The sequence below is a fragment of the Nocardia vinacea genome (assembly GCF_035920345.1).
In the GTDB taxonomy this organism is placed as follows: Bacteria; Actinomycetota; Actinomycetes; order Mycobacteriales; family Mycobacteriaceae; genus Nocardia; species Nocardia vinacea_A.
This window is the reverse complement of the sequence record NZ_CP109149.1, coordinates 1,609,417-1,634,348: the sequence shown is the minus strand read 5'-3', so window position 1 is coordinate 1,634,348 and position 24,932 is coordinate 1,609,417. Positions and strand designations below refer to the sequence as shown.

At 66.8% G+C, this 24,932-nt stretch carries 13 protein-coding genes; 5 read left to right on the top strand and 8 right to left on the bottom strand.

All coding sequences use genetic code 11. From position 1 onward, the window contains the following. Positions 1-87 precede the first annotated feature (87 nt). The 3 genes from OIE68_RS07735 (at position 88) to OIE68_RS07725 (ending at position 2,589) form a co-directional block, all read left to right on the top strand. Complete coding sequence (locus OIE68_RS07735; RefSeq protein WP_327098694.1) at positions 88-774, top strand: M23 family metallopeptidase; 687 nt, start codon at positions 88-90, stop codon at positions 772-774. 167 nt (positions 775-941) lie between these two features. Continuing rightward, on the top strand, positions 942-2,018 hold the full coding sequence (locus tag OIE68_RS07730; RefSeq protein WP_327098693.1) for a hypothetical protein: 1,077 nt from the start codon (positions 942-944) through the stop codon (positions 2,016-2,018). A 28-nt stretch (positions 2,019-2,046) separates the two neighbouring features. Continuing rightward, positions 2,047-2,589, top strand: a complete 543-nt coding sequence (locus OIE68_RS07725; protein ID WP_327098692.1) for a YaeQ family protein — start codon at positions 2,047-2,049, stop codon at positions 2,587-2,589. A gap of 10 nt (positions 2,590-2,599) precedes the next feature. Here OIE68_RS07725 and OIE68_RS07720 read toward each other — a convergent pair whose 3' ends face one another. After that, a complete protein-coding gene (locus OIE68_RS07720; protein WP_062990969.1) occupies positions 2,600-2,926 on the bottom strand; it encodes a hypothetical protein in 327 nt (108 codons plus the stop codon). A gap of 257 nt (positions 2,927-3,183) precedes the next feature. On the opposite strand from OIE68_RS07720, the gene OIE68_RS07715 reads away from it, so the two are divergent. After that, entirely contained in the window at positions 3,184-3,519 is a 336-nt protein-coding gene (locus OIE68_RS07715; protein WP_040691372.1) for an RNA polymerase-binding protein RbpA, read from the top strand. Positions 3,520-3,631: 112 nt separating this feature from the next. On the opposite strand, the gene OIE68_RS07710 is transcribed toward OIE68_RS07715, so the two are convergent. Beyond that, a complete protein-coding gene (locus OIE68_RS07710) occupies positions 3,632-4,279 on the bottom strand; it encodes a TetR family transcriptional regulator (protein WP_327098691.1) in 648 nt (215 codons plus the stop codon). Positions 4,280-4,415: 136 nt separating this feature from the next. Here OIE68_RS07710 and OIE68_RS07705 point away from each other — a divergent pair, with 136 nt between their 5' ends. Further along, positions 4,416-5,345 carry a zinc-binding dehydrogenase gene (locus tag OIE68_RS07705; protein WP_327098690.1) on the top strand — a complete coding sequence of 310 codons (930 nt, stop codon included), beginning with the start codon at positions 4,416-4,418 and terminating at the stop codon, positions 5,343-5,345. 24 nt (positions 5,346-5,369) lie between these two features. Here the strand turns inward: OIE68_RS07705 and OIE68_RS07700 are convergent, their stop codons facing one another. From OIE68_RS07700 to OIE68_RS07675, 6 genes are all read right to left on the bottom strand, one after another. Further along, entirely contained in the window at positions 5,370-6,152 is a 783-nt protein-coding gene (locus OIE68_RS07700) for an ABC transporter permease (protein ID WP_327101605.1), read from the bottom strand. Positions 6,153-6,235: 83 nt separating this feature from the next. After that, positions 6,236-7,222, bottom strand: coding sequence for an ATP-binding cassette domain-containing protein (locus OIE68_RS07695; protein WP_327098689.1), 987 nt, complete (start codon positions 7,220-7,222; stop codon positions 6,236-6,238). Positions 7,223-7,460: 238 nt separating this feature from the next. Further along, the gene (locus OIE68_RS07690; RefSeq protein WP_327098688.1) at positions 7,461-7,610 is read right to left on the bottom strand and encodes a hypothetical protein; all 150 of its coding nucleotides are present in this window, start codon (positions 7,608-7,610) and stop codon (positions 7,461-7,463) included. Next, positions 7,607-21,250, bottom strand: coding sequence for a non-ribosomal peptide synthetase (locus OIE68_RS07685; RefSeq protein WP_327098687.1), 13,644 nt, complete (start codon positions 21,248-21,250; stop codon positions 7,607-7,609). The genes OIE68_RS07690 and OIE68_RS07685 overlap by 4 nt, the downstream gene beginning before the upstream one ends. 386 nt (positions 21,251-21,636) lie before the next feature. Beyond that, positions 21,637-23,334, bottom strand: coding sequence for an apolipoprotein N-acyltransferase (gene lnt / locus OIE68_RS07680; RefSeq protein ID WP_327098686.1), 1,698 nt, complete (start codon positions 23,332-23,334; stop codon positions 21,637-21,639). Continuing rightward, positions 23,324-24,916 (bottom strand): amidohydrolase, encoded by a 1,593-nt coding sequence (locus tag OIE68_RS07675; protein WP_327098685.1) that lies wholly within the window; start codon positions 24,914-24,916, stop codon positions 23,324-23,326. The genes lnt and OIE68_RS07675 overlap by 11 nt, the downstream gene beginning before the upstream one ends. Between the last annotated feature and the right edge of the window lie 16 nt (positions 24,917-24,932).

Genomic DNA, 24,932 nt, shown 5'->3' with positions numbered 1-24,932 from the left:
TTGTAACCAATCAACTGGGCTTTTGCTGATCTGTGACGGTTGGCACAGGATTACGGCACCCACATGGCCGTACCGTACGTTCTAGCCATGCCCGTGACCGTACCGTTATCTTATCGTCTCGGCGCGACCCGCTCACGCCGCAACCGCGCCGCAACCCGGGTGGTTGCCGCGGCCGCCGTCGTCAGCGCCTCGCTCGGCGTCATGGCCGCCGTGGAACCCGACGCACTGGCCGGGAAGACGGACCAGTCGGCCGACCGGACCAATGGCGCCATCGCCTTCACCGCGTTCACCCCGCGCGAGGCCCAGATTCCGCAAACCGTTCCCGAGGCCGTGATCTGGGAGCAGAACCGCATCGCCACCGAGGCGGCCCGGCCGCGCACCGTTCGTCCTATCGAGGGCCTGCTGACATCGAACTTCGGCATGCGCTGGGGCACGCTGCACGCCGGCCTCGATTTCGCCGACACCATCGGGACCCCGATCGCCGCGGTCACCGACGGCACCGTGATCGAGGCGGGTCCGGCCTCCGGCTTCGGCCTGTGGGTGCGGGTGCAGCAAGATGACGGCACCATCGGCATCTACGGCCACGTGAACGACATTCTCGCCACCGTCGGTCAGCAGGTGCGCGCGGGCGATGTCATCGCCACCGTCGGCAACCGTGGCTTCTCCACCGGTCCGCACCTGCACTACGAAATCCACTCGGGCGACGGCGCACCGATCGATCCGATGCCCTGGCTCGGCGCGCGCGGTATCGCGGTCGGCTTCGCCCCGGAGTAAGCGGGCCCGCCCGCCGCTCCGCATTCGATTCGGCCACCGGCGCATTCGCGATTCGATGAGGGGATTACGAGTGCATCCGGTGGTCGATTTCTAGTACCTCGGTATTACCCGCGAATGGCGCTGCAGCGGGACGTGGCCGGGCGTCGTCGATTCCTACCGTCGGATCCATGCCGACGATCGATACCCTTTCCGCCCCTGGCGATTCCGCGCGTCACCGCCGCACCGCCGTCGTAGCGGACCTGCCGGGCGGCACTCGCCTGCATCGCCCGCTGTTGTGGATGGTGGCCACCATGGGTGCGCTCGTCCTGTCCTCGGCCGGTGGCATGGTGTTCGACGACCGGATGCTGCTCGACGAATCCGTGTGGCTCAAACCGTTCAAGTTCGGGCTCGCATTCGTGCTCTATGGGATCACGCTGGCATGGCTGCTGTCGTTGCCGCACAAGGGGCGTCGGGTCACCTGGTGGATGGGGACGGTGTTCGCGATCACCGGATTCGTCGACGTCGGGTTCATTGTGGTGCAGGCCGCGCGTGGGACCTACAGCCATTTCAACAGCGAGGCCGATGCGGTGAATTCGATCGGTCAGATGGTGTTCGCGTCCGGCGTGCCCGGCTTGTTCTTCGCGAATCTCGTTATCGTGCTGATCCTTTCGTTGCAGCGGCTGGTCGACCGGCCGACCGCTCGGGCTATTCACGCCGGACTCGGTCTCGCCGTCGTCGGGATGGCGCTCGGGTACCTGATGGGGTTCACCGGGAAACAGTTGGTACGCGACGCCGACGGCAATGTGGTCGAGTTGGTGGCCGGACATACCGTCCTGGACAATCCGTCGCTGGACGCGCGTGACGGTGTCGGCGGCATGCCGATCACGCACTGGAGCACCATCGGCGGCGATCTGCGGATTCCGCATTTCCTCGGCCTGCACGCCATTCAGGTCTTGCTGCTCGCCGCTGTCGCACTGGCCTGGCTGGCGCCGCGCTACCCGTGGCTGCGGGCCGAACGCACACGCGCCGCGTTGATCGGTGTGCTCGCATCGGGCTATGCCGGGCTGCTGGCGATCGTGTTCTGGCAAGCGATGCGGGCCCAGTCGCTGGTGCATCCGGACGGTCGGACGCTGTTCGCCTTCGGTGTGTTGATCTGGGCGGTTGCTCTACTGACCCTCGGCGTCTACTGGCGGGCGCGCGCCCACGGCCGCAACGCCCCGAGTGCCGTGCGACTGTTCGCTGCGGGCACGCACACCCGCGGGTAGTAGCGGCGTTCACTAAGCTCCTGCTGCTATGGCCATAAGCGCAACACTGCACAACTTCGCCGTCCAACTCGCCGATGTCGACCGTGGTGTCTACCAGGAGTTGGAGTTGCGGGTTGCGCGCCACCCGTCCGAAACCGCCGAGTTCATGCTGACGCGACTGCTCGCCTACTGCCTCGAGTACGAGGAAGGCATCGCCTTCAGCGACGGCGGTGTGTCGTCCACCAGCGAGCCCGCGGTGCTGGTGCGCGATCTCACCGGACGGCTCACCGCCTGGATCGAGGTCGGTGCACCCGATGCCGATCGCGTGCACCGCGGGAGCAAATCGGCTGAGCGCGTTGCCATCTACACCCATCGCGACCCGGCCAAGGTGCTCGCACAGCTCACCGGTAAGCGGATCCACCGTGCCGAAGCGATTCCGCTGTACAGCTTCGGTCGCGACTTCATCGCTTCCGCGGTAGCCCCGATCGGACGCCGCAACACGGTCACGGTATCGATTACCGAGCGACTGCTGTACCTGGATCTCAACGGCACGAACCTGAGCACGTCGGTCGAAGAGCGCAGGCTCGGCTAGCGGTCGAAGCTCACCGCAGCCGTTCTGCCTCGCGGGTGAGGGTCAACAGTGTGGCGCTCAACGCCTTCAGCTCTTCGGTGTCGGCGCCCTCACCGATGGCGGTGGCGACGTCCTCGGCGGCGCAGCGGGCGGCGAACCAGCGATCGGCCAGATCGGCCGCCTCCTGGGCGCTCAGTACCACCGAATCCGCCGGAATTCCGGTTCCCTTCAAGCTGTTGCGGTGTTCGTAGGCGCGTTGGCGACAGGACTGACGGCAGTACCGGCGACGACGTCCGGCCTCCGATTCGACTATCTCCCGCCCACACCACAGGCAGCAGGACAGCAAGCGGCGCGACATGACGCAGAACCCTAATGGTTGTGCCGACCGAATGAGACTCGCGACCCTGGTTTATCGGCGCGGCGTGGGCGTGGCGGAGGGTGGCCAGCACACCGACTACAATAGAACGGTTCGCCAGTACGCCGATGGGGAACTATTGGCGCAGGCACGATCGTTACATCTAAGGTCCAGCGAGCGTCACGCGTTCATCCGGTAGTGACCGATGAAGGACGCGGTCGCGGCGCAACAAGACTCGAGCACACAGGGAGAGGCACACCATGGCAGATCGCGTACTCCGGGGCAGTCGGCTCGGAGCGGTGAGCTACGAAACCGATCGCGACCACGACCTGGCCCCGCGACGGATTGCTCGGTACCGGACCGATAACGGCGAGGAGTTCGACGTCCCCTTCGCCGACGACGCCGAGATCCCCCCGACCTGGCTCTGCCGCAACGGCCAGGAGGGCACCCTCATGGAGGGCACCACCCAGGAGACCAAGAAGGTCAAGCCGCCGCGCACCCACTGGGACATGCTGCTGGAGCGTCGCAGCAAGGAAGAGCTGGAGGAGCTGCTGAAGGAGCGGCTGGATCTGCTCAAGACGCGGCGTCGGGTTTAGTTCCGGCAGGGTCTCTGAAGACAACAGAAGGCCGCTTGCACCAACTGGTGCAAGCGGCCTTTCTTGTGCCCGAGTGCCCGTGGCGGGCAACGGATTTCCGCAGCGCGAAGATTCAGAGAGAACGCAGGGGTTTCGGGGTCAGGGTGAGGGCGCTGGGGATGGCTGCGAAGGCAGCGCGGAGATCTGTTGTGAGGGTGGGGGTGTCGATGGGGTCGGAGCGGGAGCTCCAGGCGTCGAGGGCACGATGGAATGCGGCGATGAGGATGTCGAGGACCAGTCGGGGGCGCTGATCGGCGGGGTCGAGGGCGAAGCGGACGGTCAGTAGGGCGAGGGCTTCGCGGACGGTTCGGTCGCAGAATTGCAGATTGTGTGCGGCCATCGAGGGAGTGCTCTGGGCGAGTCGATGGCTGCGGATGGCGCGGTCGGCCCAGCCGTCGCTCGGCATCTGGTCCAGTGCCACGAACAAGGCTTCCTGCAAGACGTGCAGCAGGGTGCCACCGCCGGGCCGGCGGGTGGACAGGCCGGTGAGGAAAGCCCCCCATAGGTCCTGCAGCGGTGCCATGGCGACGTCTTCTTTGCTGGTGAAAGTGCGGAAGAACGTGCGCTTGGAGACGTCGACGGCATCGCAGAGTTCGTCGAGGGTGGTGTTGTCGAATCCGCGTTCGGTGAACAGGTCGAGTGCGGTGTCGATCAGCGCCTGCCTGGTCCGCAGTTTTTTGCGCTCGCGCAGCGGCAGCCGGTCGGTCACAGCATCAGCCATGGTCGCCAGCCTACCGAACGATTGCCGGTTAGCGGCTATTGCCATTTGACACCTTTTGCCACTCAGTGGCAGATTATGGTTCGTCGCCCAACGCGGTGACCCACTAACCCGTTCTCTGCTCGAAAGGCGTTGTGCCATGCGCGCATTGGTTGTCGACCATTCCGCTCCGTCCGGTCTGCGGATCGATCGGGTTCCCGACCCGCGACCAACCCCGAATCAGGCGTTGATCCGAGTGACGGCAACCTCACTCAACTACGGGGAGGTCCGGTTCGGGCTGGCCGATGCCCCCGACGGCGCGGTTCTCGGATGGGATGCGGCCGGAATCGTGGAACGCGCCGCCGCCGATGGATCGGGTCCGGCGGTCGGCACGCTGGTGGTGACGCTCGGTGCGGACGGGGCATGGGCGGAACTGCGCGCGGTCGATACCGACCTGATCAGCACCGTCCCCGCCCACGCGGACCCGGGTGCGATCAGCACCATTCCGGTAGCGGGTGCGAGCGCATTGCGGGCGTTGCATCGGCTCGGACCGATTCTGGGTCGGCGCGTGCTGGTCACCGGTGCTGCGGGCGGGGTCGGACGGTATGCGGTCCAGCTCGCGCGGATGGGCGGCGCGCACGTCATCGCGGCTACCGGAAATCCAGCCGCCCATGGTGCGAGCCTGGAGGCACTGGGGGCGGGCGAAGTCATCGCCGAGCCCGCGGCACTGCGGACTCCGGTTGACGGAGTGGTGGATATGGTCGGCGGTCGCCAGTTGGTCGACGCCTATCAGCGCATGTCCGAAGGCGGCACGCTGGTCGCGCTCGGCCACTCCGCGGGTCAGGAGGAGACTTTCCCATTCGGTGCACTCTTCGGCGATCAAGGCCGCGACAACCGCTCGATCGTCACCTTCTTCCTGCTGTCGTGCCCGAACCTCAGCCCGGACCTGAAATGGCTCGCCACCCAAGTCGCCGCGGGAAACCTGGACCCCAACATCTCCTGGCGCGGCGACTGGACACAGGCAGCCGATGCGATCGACGCGCTCCTCTCCCGCCGCCTGCACGGCAAGGCAGTCCTCGATCTACGCTGACGTCGGCGAACCGCCACGCCCGCACTACTTACTGGCGACCTTGCGGTAGCGCAGCAATGCCAACGGCACGACCACCACCAGGATGGCGAGAGAACACGCCACCGCGTAGACGATGCAGTGGTCGGCGGGCCAACCGGATGGGGTGCCGAAGCTCGGGGGTGCGCCGTTGTCGAAGAGCTTCCGCCCGGCGGCGGAAACGGCGGTGATGGGGTTCCATTCGGCGACGGTGCGCAGCGGACCGGGCAGCGATTCCGCCGAGATGAAGGCCGAGGAGATGAACGTCAACGGGAACAGCCAGATCAGGCCCGCGCTCTGGGCGACTTCGACGGTGGGTGAAAACAGACCGGTGATAGCCCCGACCCAGGACATAGCGAACGCGAACAGCAGAATTATCGCGAATGCCAACACGGCATCGACGATCCCGCCGTTGATGCGCCAGCCGACGATATACCCGCAACCGACCATGACGACCAGGCTCAGGATATTCACCGCCAGATCCGAGAGTGTGCGCCCCATCAGCACTGCCAGCCGCGACATCGGCAGCGTCCGCATGCGGTCGATGATGCCCTTCTCCAGATCACCCGCCAGGCCGACCGTGGTGAAGGCGGCGTTGAAAGCGACTGTCTGGGTGAAGATTCCGGCGAGCAGGAATTCGCGATACTGGCCGCCGCCGAGTGACGCGCCGAAGATGTAGGCGAACAGGAAGACGAACATCAGCGGCTGGATCGTCGCGGTCACCAGCAGGGTCGGGACCCGCAGGATGGTTAGCAGATTCCGGTACGCCACGATGGCGCTGTCCCGGATGATCCGGGCGTGTGGTTGCCTAATCTCCGGTGGGGATTCGGTTTTCGCGGTCGATTCCGCTTCGGCGCGCGCGACTGCGGTGCTCATCAAGACAAGATCTCCTCTTGTACATCGTCGATTTCCGGCTCGAGTTCGTGCGCGGCGGTCCCGGTGAGGGACATGAATACGTCGTCGAGACTGGGCCGGTGCACGCCGGCGTCGATCACGCACACCCCGGCGTCGTCGAGCCTGCGCAGCGCTTCGACCATGGTGCGGGAGCCGTCGGCGACCACGATGGAGACTTCGTCCGCGCCCAGATCGTGGGTCGGCTCACCGATACCGACCTGCGCGAGGATCGTCAGCGCCGGCAGCACGTCCTGGCCCGGAGCCAGCGTGACGGTGAGCCGGTCGCCGCCGATGGAGGTCTTCAGCTCATCGGCCGAACCCTTGGCGATAACCCGCCCGCGATCGATGACCGTGATGCGGTCGGCGAGCTGGTCGGCCTCTTGAAGATACTGGGTGGTGAGCAGCACCGTGGTGCCGTCGTCGACGAGATCGCCGATGACGCGCCACATATCGAGACGGCCCCGCGGATCCAGGCCGGTGGTCGGCTCGTCGAGCACCACCACCGCGGGCCGCGCCACCAAAGCACCGGCGAGGTCGAGCCGCCGCGCCATACCGCCGGAATAGGTACCGGCGCGACGGTGCGCCGCATGGTCCAGGCCGAAGGTGCTCAGCAATTCCGCCGCACGAGAGGTGGCCTGCCGATGCGACATTCCGTACAGCCGCGCCACCATGCGCAGATTCTCGTATCCGGTCAGGTTGGCATCGACCGCCGCGTACTGACCGGACAGCCCGATGCGCCGCCGCGCGGTCGCCGGATCGCGCAAGACGTCGATGCCCGCCACCCGCACCGATCCGGCACAGGGCCGCAGCAGGGTGGTGACGATGCGCACCGCCGTCGTCTTACCCGCGCCGTTGGGCCCGAGCAGCGCCATCACCGTGCCCGCCGGAATCTGTAGGTCGACCTCGTCCAGCACCCGCACCCGGCCGTAAGTCTTGACCAGGCCGCGCACCTCTACCGCCAGACTCACGACACAACCTGCCGAGCCCTCGCCCCCGGCGCCCGCACTCTCGCCGGGCCTACTACCGATTGCTCACGGCCTGTCGATGCACCGCATTCGCTCACGACTGGCTCCGTCGTGCGCGAAGGCCCACTGTGCTGATAGTTCACTCGCTGACGCTCGCTCACGACTCCACCTCGCTGACGCTCGGCTCCGCCGTGACCGAGCGATGCTCGGCTGTACTGATGGTTCACTCGCTGACGCTCGCTCACGATTCGCTCCTGTTCCGCCCCTCGGCACCGGCGTCCCGGCCCGCGCGGTCGTCGGCGATATCTCGCGCGAATCCGCCTCGGTAACACCAGGTTTCGTCGATGCGTTCGGGTGCTGTGTCGATGGACTGTTCGAAACGCTCTCTCACGACCGTGCCTCCTGCCCCGGTGCGCCTTCCAGGTGCTCGTTGAGCACCGGACCGATGACGGCGAGTGATTCCGGTGTCGCCATGGCCGAGTGTTTGCAGGGCAAGTCATGGTTGTGAATGGTGCCGGTGACGAAGGGCACCCACGCCGCCGCGCAGCGGGTCGGGTCGGTGCGGTTGATCTCGTCATCGGCCGCGGTGAAGAAAAGCAGATCACCGTCGAAGGTCCTGGGGCGGAATCCGTGGGCCAGGACAGTGCCATTGGTGTAGCCCGCGTAGAGGCGCTCCAGGTGTTCGACGGTCAAGGCGGCGAACGGGCCGGGACGTGAGCTCAGCAGTTCGGCGGCGTCGCGCAGGGTCATGCGCGGGTCGAGTTCGACGTCATCGGCGTCATTGCCGAATTCGCCGATGATCTCGGCCACCGTGGGGATCGCATGCTCGAGCCATTCGTCGGTGAGCTGGTAGCTGTCCATCATCGACAGCAGCGCGACCTGCTCACCGGCCTCCTGCAACTGGACCGCCACCTCGTGCGCGATCAGGCCGCCCAACGACCAGCCGAGCAGGTGGTAGGGCCCTTCGGGCTGGATCGACTTGATATGCGCCACATAGTTTTCCGCGGTCTCGCCGATCGAATCGAACCCGTCCTCGCCAGCGACATGCGGTGCCTGCAATCCGTACACCGGCCGGTCCGCAGCCAGATGCGCGAGCAGGCCCGAATAGCACCAGGACAGTCCGATCGCGGGATGGATGCACCACAGCGGGGCCCGGCTCGCTGTGGTGCGGGCCCGGATCGGCAGTACCGGCTCCAGCGTCGCGGCAATGGCCGCGCGAGGGTGACCAGATCCGTCCAGCCGGGCCGCGATGGCAGCCGGGGTTGAGTCGCCGAACATCAGCTGCACCGGGAGATCGATCCCGTTGGCGCGCAGCTCTGCCACGACCTTCGTGGCCAGCAGTGAGTTGCCGCCGAGTTCGAAGAATCCGTCGTCGACACCCACCGTTTCGACACCGAGCACCGTCGCGAAGGCGGCGCACAGCTGCACCTCGGTCGGGGTGGTCGGCGCCCGATAGCCTTCGCTCGCGCCGAAGACCGGTTCCGGCAACGCCTTTCGGTCGAGCTTGCCGACCGGGCTGAGCGGAACCTCGTCGATCAGCATGATCGATTGCGGCACCATGTAATTCGGCACCCGCTCGGCGAGATGTTCGGTGAGCTCGGCCGTGCTCGGCGTTGTTCCATCGCACGGCTTCACATACGAAACCAATGCCGTCGCGCCGGCCGGGGTCCGATAGCCGATGGTCGTGGCGAACTCGACCGCGTCGTGGCGTGCGAGCGCGGCGTCGATCTCGCCGAGTTCGATGCGGAAGCCGCGGATCTTCACCTGATGGTCGGTGCGGCCGAGGTATTCGATTTCGCGGGCCGAGTCGGAGCTGTGCCCGAACCAGCGCACGAGATCGCCGGTGCGATACATCCTTTCACCTGGCTTGCCGTAGGGATTCGCGATGAACCGCTGCGCGGTCAGCCCCGGACGATTCATATAGCCCCGTGCCAGCGCACTACCCGCCAAATGCAGTTCACCGGTCACCCCGACCGGCGCGGGATGCAGCCGCCCATCGAGGATGGTCGCGTTGACGCCGCGGATCGGCTCGCCGATCGTGATCGGCCCGCCCGGGGTCATGGGCTGGGAAATCACCGTGACAATAGTGGTCTCGGTCGGTCCGTACGCGTTGTACAGATTGCGGCCGGGCGCCCAGCGCGTGACCAGCTCCGACGGCAGCGCCTCGCCGCCCACCAGCACATGCGCCAGTTCGGTGACACCGGTCGGATCGACCGTGCCCAGTGCCGACGTGGTGATGAACGCGTGCGTGATCCCCTCGTCGATGAATACCCTGCCCAGTTCGGCACCGCCGACCACACCCGGCGGCGTGATCACCAGCGTCGCCGCACCACCCAGCGCTAACAGCAGGTCGAGCATGGCGGCGTCGAAGCTCGGCGTCGCGAAATGCAGGACCCGGCAACCGGGGTGCACCTCGAACCGCTCCGCGGTCTCCGCGGCGAAGTTCGACAGGCCACCGTGGGTGACCACGACGCCCTTCGGTGTGCCGGTCGAGCCGGAGGTGTAGATGACGTATGCCGGATTGTCCACCCGCAGCGCGCGGGTCCGCTCGCCTACCCTGATCGGCACGTCGGACGTATCCAGCACCCGCCCACGGAATTCGGCATCGTCGAGCACGATCCACTCGGCGTCGCCCGGCATCTGGTCGCGGTGCGCGGCCAGCGTGATGCCCAGTGCCGCACCGGAATCGGTGAGCATATGGGAGATCCGCTGCGCCGGATACAGCGGGTCGACCGGCACGAATGCCGCCCCCGCCTTGGCCACCGCGAGCATCGTCGCCACCGATTCGACCGAGCGCGGAATCCCCAGCGCCACCAGCGTTTCCGGGCCGACCCCGCGTTCGATGAGCACCCGCGCCAGCCGGTTTGTCCACCGGTCGAGCGCGTCGTAGCTCACCTGGGTGTCGCCCGAGCGCAGCGCGATGGCCTTGCGATCGACATTCGCCGCGTTCTCGAACATCTCAGGGAAGGTGACCGGCCGGTCCGCCTCCGCCCCGCGCACCGGAGCGAGCCCGGACCATTCGGCGGGATCGAGCAGCTCCAAATCACCCACGGCGGTCGTCGGATTCGCGGCGACGCCGGTGAGCAGCCGGACCAATCGCCTGCCGAGCCGCTGTGCGGTCTGCTCGTCGAACAGATCGCTCGCGTAGTTGACCGACAGGTTGATGCCACCGGGTTCCCTTGTACCGGTGTGTGATTCGGTCAGCGTGAACTGCAAATCGAACTTCGCGATCCCGGTGTCGACATCCTCCGACTCGATGCGCAGCCCGGGCAGATCGAGAACCCGCACCGGGTGGTTCTGCACCGAGAGCATCACCTGGAACATCGGGTGATGTGCCTGCGACCGGGCCGGATTCAGCACCTCGACGAGCCGCTCGAACGGCAGGTCCGCATGCGCGAACGCATCCAGATCGATATCGCGCACGGCGTGCAGCAGGTCGGTGAACCTGGCGTCCGGATCGATCCGGGTGCGCAGCACCAACGTGTTGACGAACATGCCGACCATCCGATCCAGCTCGGGGTGGCCGCCGCGGCCGGCGATCGGCGTGCCGACGGTGATGTCGTCGGTCGCGGTCATCCGGTGCAGCAGTACCGCGAGGGCGGCGTGCAGCAACATGAACATACTGACGTTATTGCTGGTGGCAATCGTCCGCAGTTCCCGATGGGTCAATGCGTCGATCGGGCACTCGACGATGCCGCCGCGATAGGTCGGCGCGGGCGGGCGCGGCCGGTCCGTGGGCAGGTTCAGCAGCTCCGGAATTCCGTCCAGGGTGCGCCGCCAGTAGTCGAGCTGGCGGTGCACTACCGAACGGGGATCGTCCTCGGTGCCGAGCGTGTCCTGCTGCCAGAGCGTGTAATCCGCGTACTGGATCTCCGTTTCCGGCCAGTCCGGTGTCTTCTCCTCGCATGCGGCCGCATAGGCGGCGGCCACATCGGCGGCCAGCGGAGCCAGCGACCAACCGTCCATCGCAATGTGGTGGACGACCAGCACCAGTACATGCTCGGTCGACTCCCCCGGTGTCGTTTCGGTGGATCCGTCCGGGCCGATCGTGATGAGCGCGGCGCGTATCGGCACGGTCGACGCGAGATCGAATCCCGGAGTCGCGAAATCCTTTACGGCGCCGGGTATTTCCGAGAGCGGCATCGTCGCGGCGAACAGCGCGACGGCCGCTTCGGCCGGGTCGAGAATCTGCTGCGCGGGTACCCCATCGATCTCCGGGAACACCGTCCGCAGCGTCTCGTGCCGCCACTGCACCGCATGCAATGCCCGCACCAAGGCATCGACATTCAGCTCACCGCGCAACCGCAGCACCACGGGGATGTTGTAGGCCCCGGTGGCATGACCCGCGCTGTTGCCGATCTGGTTGAACCGGTTCAGGAACCACAGTCGATACTGCGCCGCCGACAACGGAATCCGCGCCGGCCGATCGCGACGCACCAGCTCCAGCTGGGCGTCGGCACCGGATCCGGAATCGAGCAGCGTCGCGAGTTCGGCGACCGTCGGCATGGTGAAGACTGTGCGCACCTCGAGCCGGGTATTGGTCGCCGCGGCCAGCCGGGCCACGAGTTGGGTTGCCAGCAGCGAATTTCCGCCGATATCGAAGAAGCTGTCTTCGGCGCTCACGCCCTCGACACCGACCAACTCACCCATCACCTCGGCGACCAGCCGCTCGGCGTCCGTCACGGGTGCGCGCTGCGCCGTGCGCACCGTCAGCTGCGGTTCCGGCAATGCGGCGACGTCCAACTTGCCGGTCGGGGTCAGCGGAATCCCGTCCAGCACCGTGATACTCACCGGAACCATATGTGCGGGAAGCTGTTCGGCGACACGGGCGCGCACCGCGTCGACATCCGGTGTGGTGTCCTCGACGGGCTGGATGAACGAGACGATCCGATCCGCACCCGCGATATGGCGCACCTCGGTGTGTGCGAACCGCACGTGTTCATGTGCGGCGAGCGCATTGGTGATCTCGTTGAGTTCGATGCGGAAGCCGCGCACCTTCACCTGATGGTCGCTGCGACCGAGGTAGACGATCGCGCCCGCGGCATTCCAGCGCACCACGTCACCGCTGCGGTACATCCGTGACCCCGGCGGTCCGAAGGGGTCGGCGACGAATCGCGTCGCGGTGAGCTCGAACCGGTCGAGATACCCACGTGTGACACCGAACCCGCCGAGGTACAGGTCGCCGGGCACGCCGACCGGCACCGGACGCAGCCGCTCGTCGAGCACCAGCGCCCGCGCACCGCGCACCGGGGTGCCGATGGTGATCGGTTCGCCGATCGCCATCGGATCGGAGATCGTGATGACCACCGTGGTTTCGGTCGGCCCGTATCCGTTGAACATCTGCCGTCCCGGGGCCCAGCGGGCCACCAGATCTGGACCAAAGGCCTCGCCGCCCACCATGACCGCGCGCAGGCTCGGCAACGACCACCGTTCCCGATCAATGGTGGCCAGCGCGGCCGGAGTGATGAACGTGTGGGTGACGCGTTCGCGCTCGATCAGTGCGGCGAGTTCGTCGCCGCCGTAGATATCCGGCGGGACGATCACCATGGTCGCACCGGATCCGATCGCGAGCAGCAGATCGAAAATGGCCGCGTCGAAGCTCGGGGAGGAGAAGTGCAGTGTGTGCGAATCCTTGTCGATCCGCATCCGCTCGCGGACCTCGTCGCCGAAGTTCGACAGACCGCTGTGCGTGACGGCCACGCCCTTGGGCTTGCCGGTCGAGCCCGAGGTGTAGATCACATAGGCCAGATCGGTGATCTCGACGGGACGATGGCGTTCGTAGTCGTCGACCATGCAGTCGTCGAATTCGTCCAGTTCCTCGATGAATTCGGGAGCATCGAGCAGCAGCCAGTCGGTGTCCGCGGTCGCGGGCAGCCGATCGGCGTGCTCGGCCAGCGTGACACCCACCTTGCACCCGGAGTCGACCAGCATGTGCCGCACGCGGTCGGCCGGATAGTTCGGATCCACCGGCACGAATGCGGCGCCGGACTTGGCGACCGCGAGCATGGTGATAACCGAGTCGACCGAGCGGGTCAGGCCGAGCGCCACTCGGTCCCCCGGGCCGAGCCCGCGCTCGATCAGTGTTCGTGCCAACCGATTCGAGAGCCCGTCGACCTCGGTGTAGGTCAGCGAGGTGCCGCCCGCGCGAATTGCCGTGCGCTGCGGATACATATGCGCGGTCGCGGTGAAATACGCGGCCAGTGTGCACTGCGGCGTGGTCGCGCCACCGGTGGCCGGGGTGAGCCGGCGTCGCTCGAATTCGGTGCGCACGTCGATATCGCGGACCAGCGCCTGCGGCGCGGCGGTGATTGCCGCCAAGACCGCCAGGAAGCGGTCGGCCATCGTCTTGACGGTCGACGCATCGAAAAGCTCTGCGGCGTAGACAAATTCGAAGCCACGCTGCGACGCGCGCGGTCCGGCGTCGCGGGCGCCGACATCGACCCGCAGCTCCAGCTCGAATTTGGCCAGCGCGATATCCAGTTCCTCGGCACGCAGCGCGAGGTCGGGCAGTTCGAGTGCGGGAACCGGCCCGTCCTGCACCGTCAGCGCCACCTGGAACAGCGGATGACGACTGAGGCCGCGCGCATCGCGCCCCAACTCCTTGACGATGCGCTCGAACGGAATGTCCGCATGCGCCATGGCGGCCAGCTCGTTGTCCCGATCCACGCGCAGCAGCGTCGCGAACGGAATATCCGGGTCGACGTCCGAGCGCAGCACCAACGTGTTGACGAACATGCCGACCAGCTCGTCGAGCTTGGTATCGGTGCGCCCCGCGACCGGCGTGCCGATCACGATATCCCGACCGCCGGTAATGAACCGCAGCATGACCGCGAGGGCCGAGCGCAGCACCATGAACATGCTGACACCCTGCTCTCGCGCGAGTTCGGCCAGCGCCTGCTGCACCGGCTCGGGCACGGTGAAGCGCACCGAACCCGCCTCCTGCGTCGGCGTGGCCGGCCGCAGCCGATCGTAGGGCAGCGGCAGTTCGTCCGGCAGATCCGCCAGTGCAGTGCGCCAGTACGCGAGTTGCTCGCCCGCGAGGCTGTCCGGATCCGCCTCGTCACCGAGGTAGGCACGCTGCCACAGCCCGAAATCGGCGTACTGCACCGGAAGTGGCGTCCATTCCGGTGCGCCACCCTCGCGCCTTGCCGTATAGGCGGCGGCCAGATCCCGGGTCAGCGGGCCGAGCGACCAACCGTCGGCGGCGATGTGGTGTACCACGATGCCGAGCAGATGACGCCGAGATTCGGTGCGCAGCAGGGTGATCCGCAGCGGGATGTCCTTGGTGAGATCGAATCCGGTGCGGGCCATGGCCCGCAGTATCTGCTCGGCGGCGCTATCGTCGGTCGCCACCGGCTCGACCACCGGCATGGCCTTGGCGGTCGGCAGCACCGACTGCTGGGCACCGAGATTGTCCTCCGGGAAGACCGTGCGCAACACCTCGTGCCGCTCGACCAGATCGGTCAGCGCCGCCCGCAGTGCCGCCGCATCCAGATCGCCGTCGATCCGAATGACGAATGCGATGTTATAGGCGCTCGATTCGGGTGAAAATCGATTAAGGAACCACAGTCGCTGCTGGGGCAGCGACAATGGAATGCGTCCCGGACGTGGGGTATGCACAGCCAGCGCCGCCCGTTGCGTCCGGGGCGCTTCCGTTATCCGTTCCGCGATACCGGCCACCGTCGGCGCCTCGAAGATCAGCCGCACCGGCAGGTCGACGCCGAATTCCGCGTGCAGTGCGGCGGCGAGGCGGGTGGCGAGCAGCGAGTTGCCGCCCACCTCGAAGAAGCTGTCCTCCGCGCCCGTCATCGGGTGGCCGAGGATTTCGCCGAACGCGGCGGCGACGCGCTGCTCCAGCAGCGTGCTCGGCGCACGCGAGGTACCCGCGGCCGCGAAAACCGGTGCGGGCAGAGCCTTTCGGTCCAGCTTGCCGGCCTGGGTGACCGGCATCTCGTCGAGTACGGCAATCGAGGCAGGCACCATGTAGCCGGGCAGCCGCTGACGCGCGGTCTCGGCGATAGCCGCGGCCTCGATCGGTTCGTCCGCGGTCACATAGGCGACCAGGCGGGACTGGCCGTGTTCGTCGGTGTGCACGACGGTGAGCGCGGCGCTCACACCCGGATGGGCACGCAGCACATGGTCGATTTCGCGCAGTTCGATGCGGAAGCCGCGGATCTTGATCTGATCGTCGGCACGGCCGAGGAAGCGCAGCCGGCCGGTCGGATCCGAGACCACGAGATCGCCGGTACGGTACATCCGTTCACCACGCCTACCGTGCGGGTTCGCCGGGAAGCCCTGTGCGGTAAGGCCGTATCGGCCCAGGTAGCCGCGGGCCAGCCCCGGACCGGACAGGTAGAGCTCGCCCGGGGTGCCCGGTGGCACCGGATGCAGTCGACCGTCCAGCACGAACAGTCGCATACCGCGCACCGGCATGCCGAGCGGCACCGGACGGCCCGCCTGCATCGGACCGCTGGCGGTGGCGGCGACGGTCGCCTCGGAAGGCCCGTACATATTGTGGATGCGGTGCCCGGCCGACCACCGTTCGACCAGTTCCTCCGAGCACGCCTCACCGCCGACAATGACTGCCTCGAGCTCGTCGAGCCCCTCCTCCGGCACGGTGGCCAGCGCGGCCGGCGTGATGAAGGCATGGGTGACCCGCTCCGTGCGCAGCAGATCGGCGAGTTCCGTACCGCCGTACATGCCCGCGGGTGCGATCACGATGGTGGCGCCCGCCGCGAACCCGAGCAGGATCTCCAGCACCGAGGCGTCGAAGCTGGGCGAGGAGAAGTGCAGCGTGCGTGCCGAATCCGTGACACCGAACAGATGCATCTGCTCCTGTGCCAGCGATGCGATACCGGCGTGGGTGACGACGACGGCCTTGGGCTTTCCGGTGGAACCCGAGGTGTAGATCAGGTAGGCCGGATATCCGATGCGCAGCGGGTAGTGACGGTCCGCATCGGTGACGGGATCGGTTGAGTATTGGGTGGATTCGGTGGCCAGTTCATCCGAGCCGAGGACCAGCCAATCGACATAGTGCTTGCGGTGCTTACCGCCTGCGGCGGGCCAGGCGGGCATGGTGGCCAGGGATTCCGGCACGGTCAGCCCGAGCATGGCACCGGAATCGGCGATCATATGGCCGATCCGCTCGGCCGGGTAGCTCGGATCGATCGGCACATATGCCGCACCGGTTTTCGCCACGGCCCAGATGGCCGCGATGGAATCGAGGCTGCGCGGCAAAGCGATCGCCACGACGACCTCGGGTCCGGCGCCGTGTTCGATCAGCGTGCGCGCCAGGCGGTTCGACATCTCGTCGAGTTCGCGGTAGCTGGTGTCGACGCCCTCGTAGCGCACGGCGGTCGCGTCCGGCAGCCGCTCGGCGATGTCGGTGAACAGCTGCGCCAAGGTGATCGACGGCTCGCCCGGAGCACCGGCAATCGGCGCGAGCTTCGCGGCCTCGAGCCGGTCCAGGATCTCCAGATCGCCGACCGGTCGGTTCGGCTCGGCGACGACGGCACTGAGCACGGCGATGAACCGGCGAGCGAACGATTCGACCGTGCGCTTGTCGAAAATATCGGTGGCATAGCCGAATTCGGCGTGCAGCGGGCCGTCGGCGATACCGTCGTGCAGTTCCAGCTGCAGATCGAATTTGGCGATATCGGCGGCAATCGGCAGCACCTGCGCCTGCACACCGGGCAGATCGATGCTCAGATCCGGTGCGCGGTCATAGGACAGCATCACCTGGAACAGCGGATGCCTGGCGGCGGAGCGCTCCGGGTTGACGAGTTCGACCAGCCGCTCGAACGGCACATCCGCATTGGCGAAGGCATTGAGATCGGTTTCGCGGACCACATCGAGCATCTGGTCGAATCCGGCGGCCGGATCGACCTCGGTCCGCAACACCAGCGTGTTGACGAACATGCCGACCAGATCGTCGAGCGCCGGATCCGAGCGGCCCGCGATCGGGGTGCCGATGGCGATATCGGTGCTCGCGCACAGCCGCGCGAGCAGCGTGGCCAGTACGGCGTGCAGCACCATGAACATGCTGACACCCCGGCTGGCCGCGAGTTCGCCTGCGGCGCGGCGGATCTCGGGGGCGATGGTGAACTCCACCCGCCCGCCGTCGGTCGAGCGACGCAGCGGGCGCGGACGATCCAGCGGCAGGTCGAGCTGATCCGGCAGACCAGTGAGGGCCGCGCGCCAGTAGGCGAGCTGACGGCTCAGCGCACTCGCCGGATCGGCTTCGTCGCCGAGCAGTTCGCGCTGCCACAGGGCGAAATCGGCGTACTGCACCGGCAGCGGGGTCCACTGCGGTGTGATGCCCTTCGCACGCATGGCTACCGCAGCCATCAGATCCCTGGCGAGGGGTGCGATCGACCAGCCGTCACCGCAGATGTGGTGCAGCACGATGAGGAATACGTGCCGCTCCGGTCCGGTGGTCCACAGCGCCACCCGGATCGGGGCCTGACTGCGCAGATCGAAGCCGTATCCGGCGAACTCCTCGGCGAGTTCCTGCACATCGGCGCCGGTCGCGTCGATCGGGTCCAGGGTGAGCGGGATATCGCTGGCCGGATGCACGAGCTGGTACGGACCTTCCGGCGCATCCGGGAAGGTGGTGCGCAGGGATTCGTGCCGTTCGATCACATCGACGAGTCCGGCACGCAGCGCGACCAGATCGACGGGTCCATCGATCTCGACGGCAAGCGGCATGTTGTAGGCGGCGGCATGTTCGGCGAAGCGATTGAGGATCCACAGCCGCTGCTGAGCCAGCGACAGCGGAATCCGTTGCGGCCGTTCGGCCGGTACCAGCTTCGGGGAGGACGCGTCCGGGTTGTGGGCGGCGAAGCGCTCGATCAACGCGGCGATGGTCGAGGCCTCGAACAGGTCGCGGATAGTGAGTCCGGCGCCAAGGGCGGCATTGATCCGCGCGACCGCGCGGGCGGCGATCAGCGAATTGCCGCCGAGATCGAAAAAGCCGTCCTCGACACCGATGCCGTCGATGCCGAGAACTTCACTGAAGATACCGGCGAGGACCCGCTCCACCTCGGTGCGGGGCTCGGCGGTGAGATGGCCGGACGGTCGGGCAGCGATGGGTTCTGGCAGCGCCTTGCGGTCGATCTTGCCGTTCGCGCTCAACGGTAGTTCGCCGAGCACCATCAGCACCGAAGGCACCATGTAGCTGGGCAACGTGCGACGCAAGGCATTCAGCAGCGCGGCGCTGTCCAAGTGGTCCGAAAAGGCCGGGGTAGCAACGACATAGGCGACGAGTTCGTCGCCGGTACGGCCGTGGTGGGCGACGCAGACCGCGCGAGCGACCCGTTCGTCGGCAAGCAGTGCCGCCTCGATCTCGCCGAGTTCTATGCGCAGACCGCGGATCTTCACCTGGAAGTCGCTGCGGCCCAGGTATTCGAGGACACCCCGACCCGAATCCCCTCGGTGGCCACCGAGATCCGGATCGCCCTGCCAGCGCGCCAGATCGCCGGTGCGATACATCCGGGCGCCCGGGGTGAACGGGTTGGCCACGAAACGATCAGCGGTCAACCGAGATTGGCCGAGGTAACCGCGCGCCAGTTGGACACCCGCGAGATACAGCTCGCCGACGATCCCCGGCGGCACCGGCCGCAGACGCGCGTCCAGGATGTAGGTCTGGGTATTCCATACCGGCGAGCCGATCGGCACGCTATCCGGGTCGGCCGGGCACGGCCAGTAGGTGACATCGACGGCAGCCTCGGTCGGCCCGTACAGATTGTGCAGTTCCGGCCCGTGCAGGGCGGCGTGGAAGTCACGGACGGTGGCCGCGGGCAACGCTTCACCGCTGCAGAACACCCGGCGCAGCGTGGTGCAGCCGCGCACATCGGTATCGGTGACGAACACCGAAAGCATAGACGGCACGAAATGGGCTACGGTGATGGACTTTTCGGCGATCGTCCGGGCCAGGTAGCCGGGATCGCGATGTCCGTCGGGCGTCGCGACGACGAGTCGCGCGCCGATCTGCAAGGGCCAGAAGAATTCCCAGACCGAGACGTCGAAGGTGTCCGGAGTCTTCTGCAGCACCGCGTCGGTGCCGTCCAGCGGATATTCGTGCTGCATCCAGCGCAGCCGGTTGACGATCGCAGCGTGAGTTACACCGACGCCCTTGGGTTTTCCGGTCGATCCCGAGGTGAAGATCACGTACGCGAGATGATCGGAACGCAGTGGGGAGAGACGGTCGGTGTCGGTTATCGGGTGGGCGTCGAAATCCGTGAGGTCGACGGTATCGATCGCGACCGTGGCCGCGCCCGCCGGCAGCGCGAGCTCGTCTCGGGTGGTCAATACACAGACCGGATCGGCCTGTTCGAGGATCTGTTCGATCCGCTCGACCGGATGATCCGAATCCAGCGGCAGGTACGCCGCGCCTGCCTTGATGATCGCGTACATGCCCACGACGAGTTCGATGCTGCGCCGCAGGTACAGGCCGACCACCTTCTCGGGGCCCGCGCCGCGCGCGATCAGCAGTCGGGCCAATTGGTTGGCACGCTCATCGAGTTCGCGGTAAGTCAGTGTGTCGTTACCGAATTCGAGCGCGACCGCATCCGGGCAGATCATCGCGCGATCGGCGAACAGGCCGGACAGGGTCCCCTGCTGCGGCGCGGTCTCGGTGGCGTTCCAGGTGTGCAGCACGCGCTCGCGCTCGTCATCGGTGATGGCGATGAGACTCTCGGCGTGCGTATCGGGATCGGCGGCGAGGAATCGGGTCAGGAAGTCCAGGAACCGGCCGTGGTGCGCCGTGACCTCGAACTCCGCGTAGAGCCGCGGATTGGCCTCGAAGTCGATATGGATGCGACCGCCCTCGCCGTTGTACAGATTGATGGACAGGTCCTCGACCGGGCCGGTGGCCAGCACATGCAGCGAGCCGAGCAGACTGCCGAACTTCAGCTCGTCGTGGAACAGCATGATGTTGACCATCGGGCCGAAGAACCCGCGCGCATCGCGGGAGTAGCCGCAATCACGGCGGATGTCGTCGTGCCGGTAGCGCTGGTGCCGCAGCGCTCCGGTGATCTGCAATTCGGCGGCGCGCACCACATCGCGAACGGTGGTATCGGCATCGAAGCGCACCCGAATCGGCACCACATTCGAGACCACGCCGGCGGAGCGACGCAGCGCGACCGTGGTCCGTGCCGATACCGGCAGGCTCAGCACCACGTCGGGATTGCCGGTCACCGAGCGCGCGTAGGCGGCCAGTGCGGCGACGAACATGGTCGAGCTGTGGGTCTCGAGTTCGGCCGTGGCCGCGTTCATGGCGGCCTCGGCGCGTTCGTCGAGGACCGCGCAAGCACGCCGCCGCCCCGCGTCGGGGGCGGCGGTGAGGCCGTTCACGTTGGACAGAGTCATCGGTCCACCCGCGCCCGCTAATTGCTCGAGCCAATAGTCGCGATCGTTGCGGAACCGGCTGGAGTCGCGGTATGTGGATTCGTCCGCATAGATTTTGGCCAGTGGTGTGGCTCGGGATGCCTCCGGTTCGGTGCGGTTCTCCACCGCCGTATAGATCTCCGCGGTGCGGGTGAGCGCGTTCATCGCGCCGTAGCCGTCGATCACGATGTGATGGCCGCGTGCATACCAGATGTAGTCGGATTCGCCGGTCCGCAACACAATGTTCGTAGTGAGTGGATCCCGCTCGAAGTCGATCGGCGAACTGGCGTGCTCGTTCATCCAGCGCAGCGCGGCAGCGTGCGGATCAGGCTCGTCACGCAGATCGATCCGGCCCCAGCCGGGGCGGCGGGTGTGGTCGATCACCTGATGCGGGACACCGTCGATCTCGATCAGACGCACATGTCCGACCTGCGTTTCTACACCGAACCGTTCGATCGAGTACAGCAGGCGTCCGACGTCCAAGTCTCCGTGGATCTCGACATACTGCGCAATGGTCAGCGGGACATCCGGGCGGATACGTTGGGCGTACCAGAGGGCTGTTTGCGCCGGCGACAGTGCGAATGGTTGTGCCGAGAATTCACCGGAAGAGCATTGGTCGACGCGATCCGTGGCCAATGACTTCATCAATCACTCCTTCTGCCGCTGTTCATGCACAACTCCCCGAGCACCGCCACCGCAGGCGCGCACGCGCCAGCCGTAGGACGTGATCCACGCCCATAGATTCGGAGCATCGAATGCAACGGATGGCCAGCGTTGCGGATTTGTTTCACTTCGAACGACATTGGCAGCAAGGCACTTTCACAAGCTACATTCCCGCAAACTCTCCAAATTTGCGGTTTGAGCGGCATAAACACCGGAAAACGACGACCTACACCAGCCCTTATTGCAAAGCTGGCGAACTGCACGCTAACGCTCGGGACAGACCGAAAGATGGTTTCGTAGCCCCGAAACATACCGATTGTTTGGTTAGGGAAAAGCCCTACTCATCGCGCTCAACCGATCTCGCGAGCTCAGCCGACCGGCTGGTCCGTGGTGGCCTGGTTGTTCGCGTACTTACCGCGGGTCTTTCGCCGCCGGATAACTGCCACCACGACGGCAGCAGCGGACAGAATAACCGAGAGAAGTTCCGGTTCGGCGCCGAATCGGGTCGCGAGTGTCGTGTCGCTCCGCAACGGCAGTTCGGCGACCAGCGCGGCGGGTACGAACTTGGGTGTCTGCTGCTGGACTGTGCCGTCCGCGGTGATGATGGCACTGACACCGGAGGTGGCGGCGACCACGAGGGCACGGCCGTGTTCGACGGCGCGGACCCGGGACATCGCCAGCTGCTGATAGGTCATCTCGCTGTCGCCGAAGGTGGCGTTATTGGTGGGCACGGTCAGCAATTGCGCGCCCGCGTGCATGGAATCGCGGAAGGCGCGGTCGAAGGCGACCTCGTAGCAGGTCGCGACGCCGATATCGATGCCGTCGCCGTAGCGGCTACCTGCAGGTCGCTCGAAAGGGTCCGCGCGGACGGTGCCGTCGCCGTTGCCCGGGACGAAGAATCCGGCGCGGTCGGCGTACTCGGAGAACAGGCGGAAGAAGCTGCGCATCGGCAGGTATTCACCGAACGGCTGGATGATCTTCTTGTCGTGCCGCTCCCCCGGACCGGCCGCACCGTTCCAGACGATGACCGAGTTCGTCGTCGTCCGATCGCCGTTCACCAGTACGGCGCCGACGAGTATCGGCGCGCCGATCTGCTCGGACGCCTCGGTGATCTCCGCGGCCGCGTCGGCATTGCGCAGCGGATCGATATCCGATGAGTTCTCCGGCCAGATCACCACGTCCGGCTTACGCGCCTGCCCCTGTGCGACTGCTCGAGCCAATTCCTCGGTGCGCCGGACATGGTTGTCGAGTACAGCGCGTCGCTGGGCATTGAAGTCCAGCCCGAGCCGCGGCACGCTGCCCTGGATGGCGGCGACCGTGATTGTCCGGTCGCCCTCCTCCGGGCCGGGCAGCGCAGTCCGGAGGATCGCTCCGGTGACCGGGATGGCAACCAAAGTCGCCGCCGCGGCGATAATTCCGATGCGAATCGTGGTGGGATGACGCGACTCGGCGGGCGACTGATCGTCCGTCGGCACGGCCGTCACGCGAGTCCACATGTACACCAGCACTGCCGCCGCCGCGGTTCCGGTGAGCGCCACCGCGAATCCGATGAGCGGCGCGCCCCCGACCATGGCCAGCGATAGGTACCACCCATCGGCCTGACCGAACGCCAAGCGCCCCCACGGAAATCCGCCGAACGGAAAGCTCGATCGCAGCCACTCGGTGGCCGTCCACGTCAACGCCACCCACACCGGCCACCCCGGCAGCGAGAACAACAACCGTGCCAATAGCCCGAATAGTCCTATATATAAGGAACACACCGTCGACAACGCGAGCCACGGCACCGGCCCCACGTAGATCCCGGTCCACGGCAACAGCGGCACGAAGAACGCCAGCCCCGCCAGGAACCCGTACCCGAACCCCCCACGCATCCGCGCGGCGCCGCGTATGGTCAGCGTCAGCACCACGATCCCGATAGGCGCAAGAAACCAGAACGGCCTCGGCGGAAAACTCCCGAAAATCAACAGCCCCGACACCACCGCCGCGACCGACCGACTCAGCACCGGATACCGCCCGAGTGCGACCGCCACGCGGCGCAGAGCCGCGCCGGGTGTTTCAGGCTTCATGGATGGTGACTCCGCGGTGAACGGTGCGCAGGCAGGTGGGCAGGGACGCGTCGGGGTCGAGCGGGGGTAGGCCGGGGACTCGGGACCGCGGATCGGTGGACCAGCGCTGGACGGTGTCGGCGGCTGCTGCGACGACCAGGTCGGCGGCGTCCCAGATCGCGTAGGAGGCGGGAGCTCCCGGGACCAAGGTGCCCGCGACGCCGTCGCGGACGCCGCCTGCGCGCCAGGCCCCCCGGGTGGCAGCGGCAAAGGCGGCACGAGGTGAGAGACCGTGGCCGGGGGTGCGGTGGTTGACCGCGGCGCGGACCGCCGACCAGGGATCGAGTGCGGTAACCGGTGCGTCCGAGCCGATGGCGAGGGCGATGCCCGCCGCGGCCATGGCCGCGAAGGGATTCAGCGTGGCGGCACGTTCGGAGCTGAGGCGGGTGGCGTACATGCCGTCCGGGCCGCCCCAGGTCGCGTCGAAACCCGGTTGGACACTGGCGATTACGCCCCAGGCGGCCAGTTTCACGATCTGATCGGCGTCGATCATCTCCGCATGCTCGACGCGGTGCGCGCGAGATGCGACGGCCGGGCCGCCGAGTTCGTCGACCACCTGTCCGAATCCGGCGACGACAGCGTCCATCGCGGCATCACCGATGACATGGAATCCGGCCTGAATGCCCGCCTCGGTGCAGGCGCGCACATGCGTGGCGATTGTGTCGGCGTCGAGGTAGCCGAGACCGGTTCCGGCATCATCGGCATAGGGCACGCGCAACCGAGCGCTGTGCGAGCCGATCGAACCGTCCACGAACAGATCGCCGCCGAGCGCATGCACCCCGAGTTCGGCGACCAGCGCCCGCGCCTCGTCCGCGGTGCGCACCGCCTCACCCCAATAGGCCCGGACTTCCACACCGTGCTCGAAGTCCAGCAACTCACGAATATCGGTGCGCCCGGCGATCTCCGGTCCCCCGCATTCGTGTGCCGCCACGACACCGTGCGCCGCCGCCGTATCCAGTGCGGCCTTGCGCGCCCGATCCCGTTGTGCGCGATCCAATCCCGAGAGAACTGCGGCGCGCACCAGATGGTGCGCGTCGGCACGCAGTGGCGCACCGCGGGTGAAACCCGCCGCGGCGGTGACTGCCGCAGTCAACAAAACCGACGACACCACCGCCGAATGCGCGTCCACCCGCGACAGATAGACCTGCCGCCCCGGCTGCACCACCGCGTCGATCTCCTCGACCGTCGGCGGTCGACCTTCCGGCCATCCGGTCTCGTCCCAGCCGTCGCCGAGAATCGCACCGTCGGGATGCGACGCAGCGAACGCGCGCAGCAGTTCCAGGCAGTGTTCGAGTGAACGCGCCACCGACAGATCGAGGCCGGTCAGTTTCAAGCCCAGCGCCGTCACGTGCACGTGCGGATCGACGAATGCCGGTGCCACGAAAGCACCATCGAGGTCGATGATCTCCGCATCCGGATGCAGCGCGCGTCCCGGTTGCTCGGCGCCCAGCCACACCACAGTGCCATCGGTCACGGCCATTGCCGTCGCGTCGGGTGAACTCGAACTGTAGAAACGACCGCCGATCAGCAACTGGGTACTCACGAGAGACCAGTCTGCC

Bases quoted from the DNA above. Each gene is read 5' to 3' on its own strand.
- OIE68_RS07725 (WP_327098692.1), top strand. From the start codon at position 2,047: ATGGCCATAAGCGCAACACTGCACAACTTCGCCGTCCAACTCGCCGAT.
- OIE68_RS07685 (WP_327098687.1), bottom strand. From the start codon at position 21,250: ATGAAGTCATTGGCCACGGATCGCGTCGACCAATGCTCTTCCGGTGAA.
- OIE68_RS07705 (WP_327098690.1), top strand. From the start codon at position 4,416: ATGCGCGCATTGGTTGTCGACCATTCCGCTCCGTCCGGTCTGCGGATC.
- OIE68_RS07710 (WP_327098691.1), bottom strand. From the start codon at position 4,279: ATGGCTGATGCTGTGACCGACCGGCTGCCGCTGCGCGAGCGCAAAAAA.
- lnt (WP_327098686.1), bottom strand. From the start codon at position 23,334: ATGAAGCCTGAAACACCCGGCGCGGCTCTGCGCCGCGTGGCGGTCGCA.
- OIE68_RS07715 (WP_040691372.1), top strand. From the start codon at position 3,184: ATGGCAGATCGCGTACTCCGGGGCAGTCGGCTCGGAGCGGTGAGCTAC.
- OIE68_RS07730 (WP_327098693.1), top strand. From the start codon at position 942: ATGCCGACGATCGATACCCTTTCCGCCCCTGGCGATTCCGCGCGTCAC.
- OIE68_RS07720 (WP_062990969.1), bottom strand. From the start codon at position 2,926: ATGTCGCGCCGCTTGCTGTCCTGCTGCCTGTGGTGTGGGCGGGAGATA.
- OIE68_RS07735 (WP_327098694.1), top strand. From the start codon at position 88: ATGCCCGTGACCGTACCGTTATCTTATCGTCTCGGCGCGACCCGCTCA.